At 40.4% G+C, this 18484-nt stretch carries 15 protein-coding genes; all 15 read left to right on the top strand.

Annotated features, from left to right (window positions below; all coding sequences use genetic code 11):
* Positions 1-93 precede the first annotated feature (93 nt).
* Positions 94-1236: an acyl-CoA dehydrogenase family protein gene (locus tag J7I90_RS02435; RefSeq protein ID WP_214768234.1), complete on the top strand. Its 1143-nt coding sequence runs from the start codon at positions 94-96 to the stop codon at positions 1234-1236.
* A 289-nt stretch (positions 1237-1525) separates the two neighbouring features.
* Positions 1526-2728 (top strand): sensor histidine kinase, encoded by a 1203-nt coding sequence (locus J7I90_RS02440; RefSeq protein WP_214768235.1) that lies wholly within the window; start codon positions 1526-1528, stop codon positions 2726-2728.
* Positions 2729-2837: 109 nt separating this feature from the next.
* Positions 2838-4826 (top strand): acetoacetate--CoA ligase, encoded by a 1989-nt coding sequence (locus tag J7I90_RS02445; RefSeq protein WP_214768236.1) that lies wholly within the window; start codon positions 2838-2840, stop codon positions 4824-4826.
* A gap of 213 nt (positions 4827-5039) precedes the next feature.
* Positions 5040-5633, top strand: coding sequence for a TetR/AcrR family transcriptional regulator (locus J7I90_RS02450; protein ID WP_214768237.1), 594 nt, complete (start codon positions 5040-5042; stop codon positions 5631-5633).
* A gap of 108 nt (positions 5634-5741) precedes the next feature.
* A complete protein-coding gene (locus tag J7I90_RS02455) occupies positions 5742-6065 on the top strand; it encodes a putative quinol monooxygenase (RefSeq protein ID WP_214768238.1) in 324 nt (107 codons plus the stop codon).
* A 73-nt stretch (positions 6066-6138) separates the two neighbouring features.
* A complete protein-coding gene (locus J7I90_RS02460; RefSeq protein ID WP_214768239.1) occupies positions 6139-6681 on the top strand; it encodes an NADPH-dependent FMN reductase in 543 nt (180 codons plus the stop codon).
* Positions 6682-7011: 330 nt separating this feature from the next.
* Complete coding sequence (locus J7I90_RS02465) at positions 7012-8004, top strand: thiamine pyrophosphate-dependent dehydrogenase E1 component subunit alpha (protein ID WP_214768240.1); 993 nt, start codon at positions 7012-7014, stop codon at positions 8002-8004.
* A 21-nt stretch (positions 8005-8025) separates the two neighbouring features.
* Positions 8026-9060, top strand: a complete 1035-nt coding sequence (locus J7I90_RS02470) for an alpha-ketoacid dehydrogenase subunit beta (RefSeq protein ID WP_098936477.1) — start codon at positions 8026-8028, stop codon at positions 9058-9060.
* Positions 9061-9165: 105 nt separating this feature from the next.
* The gene (locus tag J7I90_RS02475) at positions 9166-10386 is read left to right on the top strand and encodes a dihydrolipoamide acetyltransferase family protein (RefSeq protein ID WP_214768241.1); all 1221 of its coding nucleotides are present in this window, start codon (positions 9166-9168) and stop codon (positions 10384-10386) included.
* Between the two features lie 16 nt (positions 10387-10402).
* Positions 10403-11785 (top strand): dihydrolipoyl dehydrogenase, encoded by a 1383-nt coding sequence (gene lpdA, locus J7I90_RS02480; RefSeq protein ID WP_214768242.1) that lies wholly within the window; start codon positions 10403-10405, stop codon positions 11783-11785.
* A gap of 19 nt (positions 11786-11804) precedes the next feature.
* Complete coding sequence (locus J7I90_RS02485; RefSeq protein ID WP_214768243.1) at positions 11805-12581, top strand: acetoin reductase; 777 nt, start codon at positions 11805-11807, stop codon at positions 12579-12581.
* A 211-nt stretch (positions 12582-12792) separates the two neighbouring features.
* Positions 12793-14682 (top strand): sigma-54-dependent Fis family transcriptional regulator, encoded by a 1890-nt coding sequence (locus J7I90_RS02490; protein WP_214768244.1) that lies wholly within the window; start codon positions 12793-12795, stop codon positions 14680-14682.
* A gap of 70 nt (positions 14683-14752) precedes the next feature.
* Positions 14753-15730: an NAD(P)H-dependent flavin oxidoreductase gene (locus J7I90_RS02495; RefSeq protein WP_214768245.1), complete on the top strand. Its 978-nt coding sequence runs from the start codon at positions 14753-14755 to the stop codon at positions 15728-15730.
* A 924-nt stretch (positions 15731-16654) separates the two neighbouring features.
* On the top strand, positions 16655-16873 hold the full coding sequence (locus J7I90_RS02500; RefSeq protein ID WP_214768246.1) for a hypothetical protein: 219 nt from the start codon (positions 16655-16657) through the stop codon (positions 16871-16873).
* Positions 16874-18131: 1258 nt separating this feature from the next.
* Positions 18132-18392: a hypothetical protein gene (locus J7I90_RS02505; RefSeq protein ID WP_214768247.1), complete on the top strand. Its 261-nt coding sequence runs from the start codon at positions 18132-18134 to the stop codon at positions 18390-18392.
* The last annotated feature ends 92 nt before the right edge of the window (positions 18393-18484 follow it).

An 18484-nucleotide genomic window follows, 5' to 3' on the forward strand; every position in this document is an offset into this window, starting at 1 on the left:
TACACTAAGGTGATATGATAAAGTGGAGTTAGCAGTTCTGTTCTGCTGCTGGATGGTTTAAGATTTTTGTTTACTAGAGGAGGGATGATCTTCATGTCGTTTTTTCAATCACAGAAGCAAAAACAATATATACAAAAATTAGAGGCGGCGATTCAGTCCTTTACCGGCCGATCTGAGGCACTTGATGATTCAAAGGGATTTCCTTATGAAAACATTCAGGAGTTAAAGGAATTCGGATACCCCCAATTAACTTTAGCTAAAGAGCATGGCGGATATGGCGGTTCCTTATATGATTTTCTCCTATGCCAAGAAAAAATAGCTCAATATTGCGGCCCAACAGCCTTAGGAATAGGCTGGCATGTCGGAACGGTACTTTCCTTATCCGAGAAGAGACCTTGGGAAAAAGGAGTCATGAAAGAATTGTATGATGAAGTGTCGAAAGGTGCACTAATCAATACGGCAGCTTCTGAGGCTGGAACGGGGAGTCCGACGCGCGGAGGCCGACCGGAAACCATTGCGATCAAAAAGGGGAATCAATGGAATTTGAATGGCAGAAAGACTTTCACTACACTCTCTCCCGTCCTAGATATTTTTCTCGTAACGGCATGGGTTCCCGAGGATGAGCGACTTGGCACATTTTTAGTTCATCGTGATGTAAAGGGTGTAAGTATAGAAGAAACTTGGGATATGATTTCCATGCAGGGGACAGGAAGTCATGATTTGGTGTTAAATGATGTCAGCCTCCCTGAAAAGTATTATGTCATGAAAAGCAATCCTGGCGAAAAAAGAAAACCTGAAGCGTGGCTATTACATATACCGGCTTGCTACTTGGGAATCGCAGTGGCTGCCAGAAATTACGCAGTCGAATTTGCGAAAACCTATGCTCCGAATAGCTTACCAGGACCAATTAGGGACCTTCCGAATGTTCAACGTACAATTGGGGAGATTGAACTGGAATTGGGTGAAGCACACCATTTCCTCTACTCTGTCGCAGAAAAATGGGTGCGGCAGCCTGAAGATCATGATGAATTATCGAAGCAATTGGGGGCAGTTAAGTTATCGGTCGTCAACAAATCGATTTCCATCGTCGATAAAGCGATGAGAGTCGTCGGAGCCAAAAGTTTACAACGAAACAATCCCCTGCAACGCTACTACAGGGATGTACGCGCAGGACTCCATAATCCTCCGATGGATGATGCAACAATCACCATGCTCGCAAAATCAGCTCTTTATTAAATTCTTATTCAAATATTTTTTTGATGGCACTGAAATGATCGTTTCAGTGTTTTTTTCATGTTCATATTTCAGCCCTCAATCATCCGCTTTCTTTGTTGGTCCCGCTAACTGCCTCTTTTTTTAGTCCCCATGTTAATTTAACTAGCTTATCATTCTCTATCTTGATATGATTGATATATCTGTCTAAATCTTCGAAAAATATCGAAAGTTCGGTGTAAAAATGAATCTTATGACCAAAGATTTACTGATTAACTTTTTACTTATCCTTTTTCCGATCTTTTTATTGCAAATGAGCTATCTAGTGAAGTACGTATACCGTTTAGATGCATTAAAAGGATCCTTCCTATCGATTTTCCCTATTCTTTCACTTGTTCTATGCATGTTATTTCCCGTTGTTATAGAAGAAGATTTTGTTTGGGATCTTAGATGGATCCCTTTTCTATTAGGCGGTTTATATGGAGGCTATCGGTTAGGAATCATATTGATAGTCACCACTCTTGTTATCCGCTATTTATCAGGGGGTGATAATGGATTTTATATATCATGCATCACTTTTCCACTTGTGGGTGTTTCCTTGTTTTTTATATCTAAATACTATTTGAAACTCTCTGTCAGCAAAAAAATTCTCATGGGTATATCATTAATCTTCATTGTCCATATTCTCACGCAGTTTATTTCAACAGTAGTATTTGAACTTACTATCGGCATAAGTCTATGGAAACAATACTTCACGATCCAAGTCATTGGAATTGTTGTTGTAATCTTACTATGGGAGGTCATTCTCACTAATTTTCAGGTTCTCGAAAAATTAGTGAAAGCGGAAAAATTGCAAATCGTTAGTCATCTGGCTGCAAGCATATCTCATGAAGTCAGAAATCCCCTTACAGTCACCAGGGGCTATATACAAATGTTAAGCGAAGACGTTTCTTCCCATACTAAGGTCAGATATGCAAATATTGCACTGAAGGAATTGGATCGGGCCACGGATGTCATTAATGATTATTTGACGTTTGCTTCCATAAGCCCTGAAAACACGGAGCGATTAAGGGTATCGGAGGAAATTCAGCATGTCGTTAACAGCATAAAACCCCTGGCTAACAATAATGGAACAGAATTGAAATTATCCTTATTCGAAGATGGAGCTTATTATATCATGGGGGAAAGGAAGAAATTCCAACAGAGTTTGTTCAATATCTTAAAGAATGGCATAGAGTCGATGGACCATGATGGCAAAATATACATAGATTTGATTCATGCTGCCTCCACCATCCAAATCAAGATCCAAGATCAGGGAGTTGGAATGACACAGGAACAAATATATCGTTTAGGTGAGCCTTACTTCACGACAAAAAATAAAGGGACGGGATTGGGCATGATGGTTTCATATAGCGTTATCAAAAGCATGGATGGTACGGTACATGTGTCAAGTGTACAAGGGAAAGGGACATGTTTCTCCATTAACCTGCCCATACATAAATACGAGCCTGCTTGAGTTAAGTGTAAATTGACAGTTTTAAAACTCATAGATTACAATTTAATTAAATTACCAATTATTATGAAATAATTCAATGACGCATTTGATACCTAAGGGAGATGATTGAATGAAATCGCTTACAGATGGACAAATCATTTGGGAACCGACAAAGGAACAAATCGAGCAAACGGTATTGACGCAATATGTGAAATGGTTAAAAGAAAAGAAAGGTTTAACATTTCATGATTATCATGAATTATGGAAATGGTCGGTAGATGAACTGGAGCAATTTTGGGCTTCAATTTGGGATTATTGTGATGTAAAAGCCGGCAGGAAATATGACAGGGTTTTAGCGGAGCAATCCATGCCAGGTGCGAAATGGTTCGAGGGGGCAAGGCTTAATTATGCTGAAAATGCATTATTGAATAATCAGGAAGAGAAAACGGCGATATTTTTTCGTTCCGAACATATCAGGCAGCAGGAAGTCAGCTGGAAAGAGCTGAAAGAAAAAGTGGCCTCTGCCGCCCAATCATTAAGGAAACTTGGTGTGAAATCAGGTGACCGTGTTGTTGCCTATATGCCAAACATACCTGAAGCGGTGATAGCTTTCTTGGCAACAGTGAGCATAGGTGCCATCTGGTCCAGTTGTTCACCTGACTTTGGGGCAAGAAGCGTCATAGATCGTTTTAAACAGATTGAACCAGTTGTATTACTGGCGGTTGATGGATATCAGTACAATGGAAATGTATATGATAAAACATCGGTCGTCTCCCAGCTTAAACAGGAATTGGTCACTGTCAAGCATACCGTGCTGGTTCCTTACATAGAAAAAAAGATTTTGGAAGTGAACCTGGCTGATACAGTTCCTTGGGATGACCTATTAAAAGAAAAGGCAGAATTAACTTTTGAAAGCGTTCCTTTCGATCATCCGCTTTGGATTCTCTATTCATCAGGTACGACCGGGATGCCAAAACCGATTGTACAAGGGCATGGCGGTATATTATTGGAGCATTTCAAATCAACACGAATCCATCAAGGCATGACTTCCGAGGATACCGTATTCTGGTTTACGACGACAGGCTGGATGATGTGGAATCTCCTTATGGGTGGTTTGCTTAATGAAGGGACCATCGTCCTTTATGACGGCAGCCCTTCTTTTCCGAATATGGAGGTTCTTTGGGAATTGGCGGAAGATACAGGCATGACTTTCTTTGGAACAAGTGCACCATTCCTTACGAATTCAATGAAGTTAGGAAACAAGCCTCTGGGAAAATATGATTTATCGAAATTGAAGGCTCTTTTTTCCACTGGAGCTCCATTATCTGGAGACGGTTATAAATGGGTGTATGAAAATGTCAAAAAGGATATCTGGCTAAGTTCATCCAGTGGCGGGACCGATGTATGTGCCGGATTTGTGGGCGGAGTTCCAACATTGCCCGTGAGAATCGGAGAGATACAAGGAAGGGCATTGGGCGTTTGTGCGGAAGCCTTTGATGAGCATGGTCAAACATTGATTAATGAAGTTGGTGAATTGGTCATTACCAAACCGATGCCGTCCATGCCGCTATATTTCTGGAATGATCAAGATGGGACAAGATACTATGAGAGTTATTTCGATACGTATCCTGGCATATGGAAACATGGTGATTGGATAAAGATCGACGACAAGGGCAGCTGTATCATTTATGGACGTTCCGACTCGACCATCAACCGTTCTGGTGTACGGATGGGAACTAGCGATATCTACCGGGTCGTCGAAGTGATAGACGAGGTGATGGAAAGCCTAGTCATTGATAGGGAAGTGCTTGGCCGCGGTTCCTCACTGCTGTTGTTCGTAGTCCTTAAGCCCGGGGAAAGTCTGGATGCAGCATTGACGGCAAAAATCAAGGAACAAATCAGAGGGCATTTATCCCCTCGCTTTATCCCTGACCAAATCCATGTCGTTGGACAAATTCCTAAAACGTTGAACGGAAAAAAGATGGAAGTCCCGATACGTAAAGTGTTATTAGGTTTCGAGTTTGATAAAGTAGTGAATGCAGACTCCATGGGAAATCCAGAATCACTACAGTTTTTTAAAGAATTGGCACTCGAGTTGAATGAGAAAAAAATATTCTAGAATTCAGGCGGAGTCTAAAAGCTCCGTCTTTTATTTGTTTTTCCTGAATGTCCATGGTGTTAAATCCCCCGTAAGGTTCGCTTCTGGATTGGCCTGCCATCTTTAAAAAAATATATACTATTGGAAATATTTTCTTGACAATTAAAAAACAGATGAATAGAATAAAATGGAAAGTCAGTAAGTACTGACAGTCCATTTGGAGGAAGTGAGATCATGAATAGCAGTAATAAGCTTAGTACCGATGATAAGCTGCTGTTGGCGGCAATCGATCTAATTGCAGAGAAAGGGTACAATGGTGTTTCTACTCAGGAAATTGCTGGTTCTGCAGGTTTTAGTGAGAAAACACTATTCCGTCGGTTTGGAAGCAAGCAAAATCTTTTAGAAACGGCATTTGACCGATATCATTATGCTGAAGAGATGACCAAACTTTTTAATGAAGAGCAAATCGTGTGGGATTTGCATTCAGATTTACAACTGATCAGTCGAACATATCATGAAATCATGAATCGTAACCGGAAAATGATAATGATAAGTATCAAGGAAGAAGGCAATTTACCTGGTTTTCGAGAAAAAACACAAAAGCACCCCCGACAGTTACTGGGAATTTTGACAAACTATTTTAACACGATGCATGAAAAAGGAAAACTTATTCCCATAAACCCAGAGCTTCAGGCGTTGTCGTTCATGATGATGAATTTTGGTGCCTTTATGAACGATCTGGATGCCGATGAGAACTATCCAACCGTGTCCCTGGAGGCATTTATCATGGAGAGTGTGCAAACATTTACTAGGGCTTTGACTCCCTAGCTTTTCATGAAGAACAATGACGGTCAGTACTGACGCACCTAGGTGATGGGAGGGAATGCCAATTTTTAATAACTAAAAAAATAGAATAAATGACAGGAGATTATGAATATGAAATCAAGTAACACAATAGTATGGATTAATGTATTTACAGCTAAACCAGGCAAACTTGATGAATTGGTTGCTATCCAAGCTGAAGAACTGCTCAATTTCAAGAAGGGATCACAAGGTGTTCCCGGTTGGATCAGCAGCCGTTGGCATCGTTCTGTAGATGATGATAAGGCAATTATGGTAACGACCTTTGAGAGTATTGATTCTCATGAAAATTGGTTAGAAAAAAGTGAATTCAAAGACCATCTTAATAAAATAAACCATCTCATTGAAGATACAGAAGGTGGGTACTACACGTTAGTGGAAGAGATTGAAAATATGTAAATCCATCAACTTATAAAGGTTATATTCTTAAACAATTAATTTGCCAGTCAGTTTTTACGAGGAGGAGAAAACATTGGAAAAATTAAAGATTGGAATTATTTTAGGAAGCACACGAATAGGACGCGTAAGTCCACAAGTGGGAAATTGGGTTAAAGAAATAGCTGATAAACGTGAGGATGCAACTTATGAAATCGTCGATATCGCAGATTTCAAATTGCCGTTTTTTGGAGAAGGCACTGATAAAGAACCAGGATTATTAGCTTGGTCAGAAAAACTCTCTAGCTTGGATGGTTTTGTGTTTATCGTACAAGAATATAATCACAGCATTACAGGGGCATTAAAGAACGCACTTGATTCCGCACGTGATGAATGGAACAACAAAGCTGCGGGCATCGTAAGCTATGGTTCAACTGGCGGAGCCCGTGCAGCCGAACATTTGCGTGGCATCTTAGGGGAATTACTAATTGCGGACGTTCGTGTAAATCCGACATTATCGCTATTTACAGACTTTGAAAACTTCAAAACGTTTAAACCGGCTGATTTACACCTTGGTAATGTCCATGCAATGCTAGATCAAACAATTGCATGGAGCGGTGCACTAAAAAATTTACGTTAAACTTGAAGTTTACTAGTAGGTCCTTCCTCTCTAACCATATAACAAAATTCATGTCAGTAAGTGCTGAAACCTAAATAAAAGGTGCATAATGAGCTTATTCCTCAAGCATGAGCAGGCTGCTTTCCACATTCAAACCCATTGAACTTCAGTTATAAGTGAATTCGGATCGTATATTTTAAACAAAACGAGACAAAACGAGACAGCAATCTCATTTTGTCTCGTTTTGTTTCTGCTGAAAATAGTTAAACTCCTAATTTTACCGCCTCCCATTTTGGCACGACAATTGCAATATATAAGATTGACTTGCTATTACTGATTGGGGGCTGAAAAATGGAAACGGTTCAATCGAATGAAATAAAGTTATCACAGGACAAGGCTTATTGGATGTACAAGAAAATGCTGGAGATCAGAAAATTCGAAGATCAAGTTCATGAATCTTTTGCAAAAGGGATTTTACCTGGGTTTGTCCATTTATATGCAGGGGAAGAAGCGGTTGCTGTTGGTGTATGTGCCCACCTATCCGAAAAGGACAGCATTACAAGCACTCACAGGGGGCATGGCCACTGTATTGCAAAAGAATGCGACCTAAACGGGATGATGGCTGAAATCTATGGGAAAGTGACTGGGCTTTGCAAAGGAAAAGGCGGTTCGATGCATATTGCCGATTTGGATAAGGGGATGTTAGGTGCGAACGGGATAGTCGGCGGAGGCTTTCCGCTCGCATGCGGTGCAGCATTAACTGCCAAGTATAAAAAGACTGATCATGTTAGTGTTTGTTTTTTTGGTGATGGTGCCAATAATCATGGGACATTCCATGAAGGGATAAATCTGGCGGCAATCTGGAAGCTGCCCGTAATATTCATCGCTGAAAATAATGGGTATGGGGAAGCCACGCCTTTCAACTATGCTTCTAGCTGTAAAACGATAGCCGATCGTGCGATAAGCTACAATATCCCGGGTGTCCGGGTGGATGGGAAAGATGTATTGGCCGTGTATAAGGCTGCTGAAGAAGCCGTTCAGAGGGCTCGCAGGGGAGAAGGCCCATCATTGATCGAATGCGTTACTTATCGTAATTATGGCCACTTCGAGGGAGATGCACAGAAATATAAAAAGGAACAAGAAAAAAAGGAACATAAACAAGAGAAAGATGCGATTGCCCTATTCAGGAATTACTTACTGAATCAGAATCTGCTGGCGGAAAAAGAACTGGTTTCTCTTGAGAATGCCGTTGAGGAATCTATTAAACAAGCAGTTAAGTTCAGTGAAGAGAGCCCATATCCAGAAGCGTCCGATTTATTAAACGATGTTTATGTATCTTATTAAACCATAAAAGGAGGAATTGAAATGAGTAGAAAAATCAGTATGTCGCAGGCAATAAATGAAGCAATGGCCATGGCAATGAGAAAAGACGAAAATGTCATCCTTATGGGAGAAGATGTAGCCGGCGGTGCAGAGGTCGATCATTTGCAGGATGACGAAGCATGGGGTGGCGTCTTAGGTGTCACGAAAGGATTGGTTCAAGAATTTGGCCGGGATAGAATTCTTGACACACCCATTGCGGAAGCAGGATATATGGGAGCGGCAATGGCAGCCGCTTCGACAGGCTTGCGACCGATAGCCGAGTTAATGTTCAACGATTTCATTGGCAGCTGTTTGGATGAAGTATTGAATCAAGGTGCGAAATTCCGCTATATGTTTGGCGGTAAAGCACAGGTTCCCGTGACGATCCGTACGATGCATGGTGCAGGGTTCAGGGCTGCAGCTCAGCATTCACAAAGCCTTTATGCCTTGTTCACCAGCATTCCAGGATTGAAGGTCGTCGTTCCCTCATCCCCCTATGACGCAAAAGGGCTTTTACTTTCAGCCATTGAAGATAATGACCCTGTCATCTTTTTTGAAGATAAAACACTATACAACATGGTTGGAGAGGTTCCGGAAGGCTACTATACAATCCCAATCGGCAAAGCCGAAATGAAAAGGAAAGGCTCGGATTTGACGATCGTTGCCATCGGTAAACAAGTTCACACCGCGATGGAGGCTGCTGAAAAACTCACAGCTAAAGGAATTGAAGTTGAGATTGTCGACCCGCGGAGCTTGTCACCACTGGATGAAGAATCGATTCTCTCCTCTGTGGCAAAAACAAATCGTTTGATCGTGATCGATGAAGCGAACCCAAGATGCAGTGTCGCAACGGATATTGCCGCACTGGTGGCGGATAAGGGGTTTGATACGCTCGATGCGCCAATCAAGAGGATTACGGCACCACATACACCTGTCCCTTTTTCTCCACCGCTTGAAGATATTTACCTTCCTACATCAGAAAAAGTGATACAAGCCGTTTCAGAATTATTAGGGGAACCTTCCATTCTAGGGGTGTAAATAAATCCAGATGCATGCTCCAGCTTTTTCGCATAGAACTGCAAAGGTTGGAGCAACAAAAACAATGATGGATAAAACAAACCATTATGAAGGGAGAAATTAGATATGGCTGTCGAAGTGGTAATGCCGAAATTGGGTATGGCAATGAAAGAAGGCACTGTTTCGTTATGGAGTAAGGCTGTTGGGGATCCAGTCCAAAAAGGTGAAGCAATAGCCAGCATCAATTCAGAGAAAATAGAAATGGATATTGAATCTCCAGCGGAAGGTACGATTCTGAATATAGCTGTTCAAGAAGGTCAAGGAGTACCTCCAGGAACCGTTATCTGTCATATCGGAGATCCGAATGAAAAAATAAAGATCGATGAACCTGTTGCTGTAGAGACCCAGTTGAAAATTGATGAACAAGAAAAGACGAAAACAAAAGAGTCCCCCACTTTGCCAATGGGAGATCGATTGATGATCACTCCGGTTGCACGAAAAATGGCACAGGCAGCGAATCTTGACATTGAGATGATTCAAGGCACCGGGCCAGGAGGAAGAATCACTAAAGAAGATGTCCAGAAAGTAATTGAGAAAAGGGATTCCATCCCGGTAAATACAGAAGAAAGAATAGTTCCGCCAAAACCAGCTTTAGAGCGTCAGCAGCAGATTCCTGTTAAGGGAATGAGGAACATCATTGCCAAACGAATGAAAGAGAGCTTGCAAAGCAGTGCCCAATTAACGCTAACGCTGAAAGTTGATGTCACTGATCTAGTCATTTTGCAAAAACAGGCTACAGAAACGCTGCAAAAATATGAATCAACTAAATTGACTATAACGGACTTTGTTGCCAAGGCTGTCGTGCTTTCACTTAAAGAGCACCCTAAAATGAATAGTGCCTATATTGAAGATAACATCATTTTGTATGAGTCTATCCATCTTGGATTAGCGGTGGCCTTGGAGAATGGACTAGTTGTTCCCGTCATAAGAAATGCCGAAAATTGTACCCTAAGACAGTTATCGAATAAGGGGAAGGAGTTGGCCCGGTGTGCACGTGACGGTCAATTGCCAATTGAAGACATGCAAGGTTCCACTTTTACTATCAGTAACCTCGGGGCATATGGCGTTGAGCATTTTACGCCGATTCTCAATACACCGGAAACGGGGATACTCGGAATTGGCTCTGCTTACGATACCCCGCTTTATATTGGCGAAGAATTGGAGAGGAGAACGATCTTGCCACTAAGTTTAACTTTTGATCACCGTGTACTGGACGGGGCACCCGCTGCTGCCTTTTTACAAACACTAAAAAGGTATTTAGAAGAGCCGATCACCGTGATTTTATAGAATAGGAGGGAAAGCCTTGAATCGTATAGTTATTATAGGCGGAGGTCCTGCAGGGTATGTAGCGGCAATCACTGCTGCCCAGCAGGATAAGGAGGTCATATTGGCAGTCGATGGGCCATTGGGGGGAACCTGTTTAAACGAAGGCTGCATGCCAACGAAGTCGTTATTGAAAAGTGCCGATACGTATGACTTGGTGAAAAATGCCGGGCAAATGGGAATTCGCCTTTACCCCCATTCGATTGAAGTCGATTGGGATACCGTACAGGAGCGAAAAAGAGAGGTCATATCTAATCTAGTGAACGGCATTCGATATTTAATGGGTAAGAATAAAATAAAAATCATACAGGGCAGGGCTTCTATCCTTTCAAGCAATCTACTGCGGATCGAGAACGGAAATAAAAATGAAGTGATTGATGCAAGTAAGATCATCATTTCAACGGGTTCTGAACCGATTCCACTCCCTTTTGCGCCGTTTGATGGTGAATGGATCATCCACAGTGGTCATGCCATGTCACTTCCTGCCATTCCCGATTCACTGCTAATTGTCGGAGGCGGCGTCATCGGATGTGAATTTGCCAGCATTTATAGCAGGTTGGGCACCAAGGTTACCGTTATCGAAATGGGGGAAAAGCTGCTTCCTGGGGAAGATGATGATACCACGAGCATACTGCATGACGAATTAATGAACCAAGGCGTTACGATCCATACCTCAACAACTGTCAAAAACATCGATTCAACCAGTAAAACGGTATTTTTGGAAAATGGCGATGGAAAATTGGTAGAAATGATTTCTGATTACGTACTCGTATCAATAGGGAGAAGACCAAGAGTGAATGGAATAGGCTTAGAGGAAAACGATATTGATTTTTCCCGACGTGGCATCTCGGTGGATGATCGAATGCAAACAAGCAATCCATCAATTTATGCTTGCGGTGATGTGATAGGGGGCACCCAACTTGCCCATGTTGCTTTTCATGAAGGGCGTGTGGCGGCCCTGAATGCCTGCGGTCAATTTGCACAAGTGAATTACCGGGCAATCCCTCGCTGCATTTATACCTCCCCCGAGATTGCCAGTGTAGGCTTGACCGAAAAAGAAGCGCGTCAAAAATATGGTGAAATTAAAGTAGGTGAATTCGCTTTTTCGGCAAATGGGAAAGCTGTCCTTTCCAATAAACCGGTAGGAAAGGTCAAAGTGCTAGTGAATCCACAATATAATGAAATTCTGGGTTTTACCATTGTTGGTCAGCATGCAACAGAATTGATTGGACAAGGAACGATCATGCTGCATGCAGAAATAACGGCAGATATGATGGAAGATTTAGTGGCGGCGCATCCAACCTTGTCGGAATCCATACATGAAGCTCTTTTAAATGTTGTAGGTCAAGCTGTGCATTGCTAAAACTGAAGGGGGTATTTGTATGGCTAGCGGTCAACGGATGGCGATAGTCACTGGTGCAGGTCGTGGTATCGGACGTGCCATTGCATTAAGATTAGCTCAAGATGGATTGAATGTGGTCATTAACGACGTCAATCTGGATACGGCCGAATCGGTCGTGAATGAGATAAGGGAACTTGGACGTGAAAGCTACGCCGTTAAAGCGGATGTAAGCAATAGACGGGAAGTATTCGAAATGGTGAATCAAGTTGTGGGACGGTTTGGACAGCTGGATGTCATGGTTTCAAATGCAGGAATTGCGCAAATAAAGCCTCTATTGGAAGTAACTCAAGAAGATCTTGAACAGATTTTCAATATAAATGTAAATGGTGTCCTCTTTTGCCTTCAAGCCGCGGCAGAACAAATGAAAAAGCAAGAAGGCGGGAAAATCATAAGTGCTGCCAGCATCGCCAGTTATAAAGGTTTTAGCTTACTTGGTACATACTCGGCCACAAAATTTGCCGTTAGGGGCATTACACAAGCGGCAGCACAGGAATTGGCCCAGTTCGGCATTACGGTGAATGCATACTGTCCAGGAATTGTCGGAACGCAAATGTGGGATTTAATCGATGAAAAAATGGGTCCATATATGAATCTTGCTAAAGGGGAAACATTTAAAAAGTTCACAGATTCCATAACCCTGGGGCGCCCCGAAACCCCAGAAGATGTCGCGAAATTCGTCTCTTACCTTGCTTCACCGGATTCGGATTATATGACAGGGCAATCCATCATGATTGATGGAGGGGTTATTTTTTCATAAACTATCGCAGTAAATGGTTCGATGGAGAAGCATCATGTGAATGACACATGATGCTTTTTTTTAACTTACTCTATATATTGTAAGCGGATACATAATCTACTATAATTAAAAAGACCTCGAATAACATTCTATTTCTATTACTCCATGGTATTTTTCCTCTAGATTGACTGGTCAAATGAAGGTTCAAGCCAAATGATTAGAGGAGGATTATATGCTATCCACCAGTTGTTATCTACGTACATGGGAACGCTTTGTCAGTGAAGGGGTTCTCGATTCAAATCGTCTGAACAAGCGAATAATGGAATCCTGGTATCGCTGCAAAAAAGATCAAGTCAACCCATACCTTAATAAAGGCAAACACATTTTGACGGATGAATTATTGGACATTCAAAGAGAAAAAAACTCCTTCCTGTTAGAAGTGGCATCACCCCAATTATCCAGGATGAATCAATCGATAAAGGATTCTGGAATGATGGCTTTATTGGTCGATCCGGATGGATATGTCCTATCACTTTCCGGAAACGAGAAAATCCTCGATGAGGCAGGAAAAATAAATTTTGTGGAGGGCGTTTGCTGGACGGAGGGTGAGGTCGGAACGAACGCTATTGGAACAGCATTGAAAACGGGTGAAGCCGTAATGATCCAAGGTACCGAGCACTATTCGATTGCCTCGCACAAGTGGAGTTGCTCTGCCATGCCCATATTAAATGAAGACGGTGAGATATTGGGAGTTTTGGATATATCATGTCCAGTAGAATATTTCCATCCCTCCATGCTGGGGATGGTAGCCAATTTGGCGTATACGATCGAACAGGAAATGGGGATGCGTTCCTATAAAAGGGAGCTGGCACTGACCCAGCACTCGATAGAACTTGCAGAAACCTATCCAGATTTGCCTTTTATCGTTTGTAATCATAAACAAATGATAATCTCCGCCAGTAAACAGGTTCGCAAAAAAATTCCTCAAACCATTGGTATGCCGTTGGTCGATCTGTTAAATCATGGATATCGAATCGTAAAGGAAAATCCGCTTCTATCCAAAGAGGATAATAAGGTTTCCGGTAAGTGTTTATTCTTATCGGAGAATCATGGTCGTGAAGCCAATAGGCTTTTTCCTGCTTCAATGCCTTCAGAAAGATTTGCCTTCGAAGGGGAAAGAGGGATTAGTGAATCCTTTCATAACACATTACGTAAAGTGAAGCTTGTTGCACCGACAGAAGCAAATGTGTATATATCCGGTGAAACAGGTGTCGGGAAAGAGCTTATTGCCAAGGCTATTCATGATAATGGCATGCGCAAAAAGGGACCGTTCGTCACGATAAATTGCGGAGCCATACCTAAGGATTTAATGGAAAGTGAACTATTCGGGTATGTTGAGGGCGCTTTTACAGGTGCTAAACGGCAAGGTCACAAAGGGAAGTTCGAGCAGGCAAATGGCGGAACCATTTTTCTCGATGAAATCGGTGAAATCCCTTCAGCGATGCAAGTTGCCTTACTGCGTGTTCTTCAGGAAAGAAAAATCGTTCCGATTGGCGGCACAAAAAGCGTATCATTGGATATTCGCATTATCACTGCAACACACCGTAATCTTGAAAAGCTTGTCAATGAGGGGTCCTTTCGTAAGGATTTATACTATCGGCTGAACGTTTACCCCATTCATGTACCTCCCTTAAGGGAAAGGGTTGAAGATATTCCATATCTAGTCAACTACCTGTGTTCAAAGAATAATTGGAATATTCCGCTAACAGAAGAATTGTTGATTCGTTTAAAGGATTACCATTGGCCAGGCAATATTAGAGAACTGCAGAATGTACTTCAGCGATTGACCATCTTACTTGCAGAAGGACCTCTGGATTATGGTAAAGTGTTGAATTCCATGCATTCCCAACCGGTTACACCGCATGATGATTTCCCTTCATGGGAGGAACCTGGTGTTAAAAAAGGCATCAAGGGAAATGAACTGACGATCCGTGAAAAAATTCAACGGGATCTAATGATAGAGGCATTACAAAAGTCAAGAGGAAATGTCACTGCTGCAGCAAAGTTGATGGATATACCTAGAAGTACTTTTTACAAGCGGCTCCATAAGTATGGTATATAGACATGCGTGTGTTCATTATTAAGAAAAGCAGACTTATAGAAATCCATGAAAAATGAAAGGGGTATGGCAAATGAAAACGAGAATGACTGAATTATTGGGGATTGAATATCCGATTATTTGCGGCGGGATGTTTCAAGTTGGCCGGGCCCCGCTTGCAGCCGCTGTTTCAGAAGCGGGGGGACTTGGTATCATCACTTCGAAAACACAGGTGACACCGGAAGGCCTCCGTGATGAAATACGGAAAGTGAAAACTTTGACCAAGAAACCCTTTGCTGTCAACCTGAACCTGTTTCCAAGTCAAACGGCAACCCCGAATGATGAGTTCATCGATATTTTAATTGAGGAAGATGTGAAAATTGTTGAAACGAGTGGCCGAAGCCCAGAAAGTTTAATGCCCAGACTTAAAGAGCACGGCTTTACCGTGTTACATAAGGTAGCGAACGTCAAAAACGCTGTGTCTGCAGAGAAATTAGGAGTCGATGCGATTATTATTGTCGGGAATGAAACAGGCGGACATCCAGGCATGGGGGATGTAGGAACGCTTGTCATGCTCCCTAGAGCCGTTGACTCTGTAAATATACCAGTAATAGCTGGAGGGGGATTTTCGGATGGGAGGGACCTTATCAGCGCCTTATCACTCGGTGCTGAAGGTATCGTCATGGGGACTCGCTTCATGGCAACGCAAGAAGCACCGATTCATGAAAACGTGAAGCAGTGGATGGTATCGGCCAATGAAACGGATACGGTCGTCATCCAACGGAATATAGGCAGTCCGTCGCGTGTAGCATTAAATGCCGTCAGTAAAGAAGTGGACAAACTTGAAAATGAAGGTGCCACTATAGAGGAATTGATTCCGCTAATTACGGGACAAAGAAGCAAGAAAGTATACTTTGAAGGAAATATAGACGGAGGTATCTGGTCATGCGGACAATCCGTAGGACTCATAAAAGAAATATTGACCGTCAATGAACTGATCAAACAAATCATCCAAGAAGCAAAAACCTCGTTCGAATTCATCCAAAGCCGTATCGAATCCATTCGAACATAATTAACGTAACTGGAACATGCGATCAATAGTGATTTCGTGTTCCTTTTTTTTATCTATTAGACATAAAGTTCCATAGGTAGTCAAGAATAGGATTTTTCAAAAATGCATGACCGTTATTTATAACTTAAGACCGATTAATATCTGTATCGCGAAAAGCCAATGCAAGAGAAAAAAACTAGATAGCCCATCAGTTACTTGCTAACTAACTTTCAGCGACTTCTTAATAAAGACTTTCACATGTAAAAAAAACCAAAGAAAAAGGTAATTAACATTTCGTGAGTGTTTACATAACATATTTATTCAGCTAAATTAAACAAAGCTTGAGATCTTAAAACCATTCAAATTTCTTCTGGCATTTTTGATTCCTGAAACTTTTAAATCTTTTTATAAAAATATAAAAATCGACTTTTACGATTTTATTTCACTTATGATAAACAAGAACTGATTGCTGAAAGTAAGTGTGGCTCTATACAAATTTAATTTGAAGGTTGCCTTATAATCCTTGGCATCTTCCTATTGATTCACTGCTTGTTATTTTACATCAAAACTCGATGGCGGTTTGAGCATCATTAAGTTTAAAACAATTTTTAAAGGTTATTCATGCTAAAGGCTGCTATGAGGTTAATTATGAAAGCTTATATTGTAATTATGTGGCTAAATGGAGGAGCTATCATCAATTTCAGGTAGAAAGCGGAACTTGCATGATAAAAAACCTTTTGAATTATCATTGAGGTAAATTATATTTATATAACTTTTCATGAGTGTTAACCCGTGATTTTTCTCATTTCGCCATTTAATTTATATATAAGAATAATAAAAATGATAAATAATGTAAATAAAACCGGGATATTTAGATTACTACAGGTTATTAGATAACTATTCTTTGAATAGGTCTTTAGGAAAGTAAAGGAAAGGGGAAGCAATATGAAGAAAAAGATTAGTTGTGCACTTACCCTAGCTGCTTTTTTAATAGGGGTAATCATTTATTACTCAATTTTTATTTCTTTAGACACAGCTACAGAAGATTTAAATGAATTCCCTGTACCTAAAAATGCTGAATTGGCCGTTTTATACATGAAGGGAAATAATAAAATAGATTTGATTACCACAACCAAGCAACTGGAGATACTTAGAGTGAAATGACTAAGGATGATAAATACTAATTGAATAATCCGATCTATAGTATAAAAATGATTGAAAACGAAATATGTTAACAATTAGCAGATAAATTAAAATTCAATATATAAATCAAGAAGATTTAAATGACCGTAACTGATGTGAAATTAGCTTAAATCCAAGAAATCTTATTGCGTATTTAGACCGAATTTTTAATTGAAGATCAATCATTATAATTGGAACAATTTTTATTTAAGTTTAAAAGTATAAGTTAACAATGACTAATTAATAAAAAAATTATAGATAATGGCAATGAAATTAAATATTAAAAATCCGTATCACGTCTCACTAAGTTAAGTATTCTTAAGATATGAGACAAAATAAACATTAAAAATATAACTTCCTATAATATATATTATGTAAACTAGGAAAATGTAAAATAAAAATGATTCTTTCTATTAATGTCTGCCGCCCCTCATCTATTAAGACATTTTTAACAACGACTATCCTTGACATATAGACATCCAAATAGAAAATCATTTTTACGAATTTTTAGCTTCTCTTATTTCCGTTTATGATAAATTCTAAATTCCTGTCATGACTTTCTTTTTAAAATCATTATCTAATTGATAAATATCCTTGTTGAATCGTTTATTATTTGATTCATTTCTTTATCCCCGAAATAATTCACAAATATTTACAAAGTATTCTATTCATGAATCTATACTTTTCAAAAATTCCCAGGGTGATTTAGATTTAGAAATCCATTATTTTCCACACGCAACGGGATTCGACAATACTTCTTTTTACGAAAATCATATTACTCAGAAGCAACAATCCATTGTTCGGAATTCACTTGGAAGACTTGAAAGTTTAAGCTACACGGTTACATTGTCAGAACCGGAGGCTTCTTATTCTGTATAACCAATCCGATTCCATAAATAAATAAGACGTCTCCCCTTTTACAAATGAGCTGCGTCTTATTCAATATTGCCTTTTTCCCATAACTGCAGAAGTTAATTTTCATGGTAGTTCAACAAGCACATTCTCCTCAGTTGTAAAATAGTTTCTTCTATGTAAGGTGTACATAACGTTGTTGATAAATCGATATTCCTGCTTCTTCTTTAAAACGACTTGCCCAAACGATATTCAGCTATCATTCTTAATTGTACGCATCAATATAACTTTAAATAGATCCTGATTTAAAAAATAAACCTAAAAATCCAAACCTTTTTTTTATATAGGCATATATAGTTGTAGAAAGGAGTGATTAACTTGGCCGATCATGATAATAATTGTTTCAAAGAATCACACTGCGAAAAAAAGGACCTCAAGGACCAGGGGGTGCTTTGGCTTATGGATCATTGTACAATCCGTCCGGGAATTTTGTCATATAGATTTTGATTTCCCAGGATTCAGCTTAAATACAATCCCGAATCCGGAAACAAATGAGATCACTGTCTCTCTTAGTGGTGTCTATGAAATAAGTGCCGACCTTGTTGTTGTTACTAATGAACTTGAAACGGCATTATTCATGATTAACTGAAGTGTCATAGGGACCATTCCAGGTTCCTCTATCGAAATCGTAACAGGATTGACATGTCAAACTGGAGAACTTTCATGGTTTAACACTATAGG

This window comes from Bacillus sp. ISL-57 (assembly GCF_018613135.1).
In the GTDB taxonomy this organism is placed as follows: domain Bacteria; phylum Bacillota; class Bacilli; order Bacillales; family DSM-1321; genus Peribacillus; species Peribacillus frigoritolerans.

What these genes read in the sequence shown, in the direction of transcription:
- J7I90_RS02440 (WP_214768235.1), top strand. Translation starts at nt 1,526, where the DNA reads ATGAGCTATCTAGTGAAGTACGTATACCGTTTAGATGCATTAAAAGGA.
- J7I90_RS02485 (WP_214768243.1), top strand. Translation starts at nt 11,805, where the DNA reads ATGGCTAGCGGTCAACGGATGGCGATAGTCACTGGTGCAGGTCGTGGT.
- J7I90_RS02470 (WP_098936477.1), top strand. Translation starts at nt 8,026, where the DNA reads ATGAGTAGAAAAATCAGTATGTCGCAGGCAATAAATGAAGCAATGGCC.
- J7I90_RS02490 (WP_214768244.1), top strand. Translation starts at nt 12,793, where the DNA reads ATGCTATCCACCAGTTGTTATCTACGTACATGGGAACGCTTTGTCAGT.
- J7I90_RS02505 (WP_214768247.1), top strand. Translation starts at nt 18,132, where the DNA reads ATGATAATAATTGTTTCAAAGAATCACACTGCGAAAAAAAGGACCTCA.
- J7I90_RS02450 (WP_214768237.1), top strand. Translation starts at nt 5,040, where the DNA reads ATGAATAGCAGTAATAAGCTTAGTACCGATGATAAGCTGCTGTTGGCG.
- J7I90_RS02500 (WP_214768246.1), top strand. Translation starts at nt 16,655, where the DNA reads ATGAAGAAAAAGATTAGTTGTGCACTTACCCTAGCTGCTTTTTTAATA.
- J7I90_RS02445 (WP_214768236.1), top strand. Translation starts at nt 2,838, where the DNA reads ATGAAATCGCTTACAGATGGACAAATCATTTGGGAACCGACAAAGGAA.
- J7I90_RS02435 (WP_214768234.1), top strand. Translation starts at nt 94, where the DNA reads ATGTCGTTTTTTCAATCACAGAAGCAAAAACAATATATACAAAAATTA.
- J7I90_RS02455 (WP_214768238.1), top strand. Translation starts at nt 5,742, where the DNA reads ATGAAATCAAGTAACACAATAGTATGGATTAATGTATTTACAGCTAAA.
- J7I90_RS02495 (WP_214768245.1), top strand. Translation starts at nt 14,753, where the DNA reads ATGAAAACGAGAATGACTGAATTATTGGGGATTGAATATCCGATTATT.
- J7I90_RS02475 (WP_214768241.1), top strand. Translation starts at nt 9,166, where the DNA reads ATGGCTGTCGAAGTGGTAATGCCGAAATTGGGTATGGCAATGAAAGAA.
- J7I90_RS02465 (WP_214768240.1), top strand. Translation starts at nt 7,012, where the DNA reads ATGGAAACGGTTCAATCGAATGAAATAAAGTTATCACAGGACAAGGCT.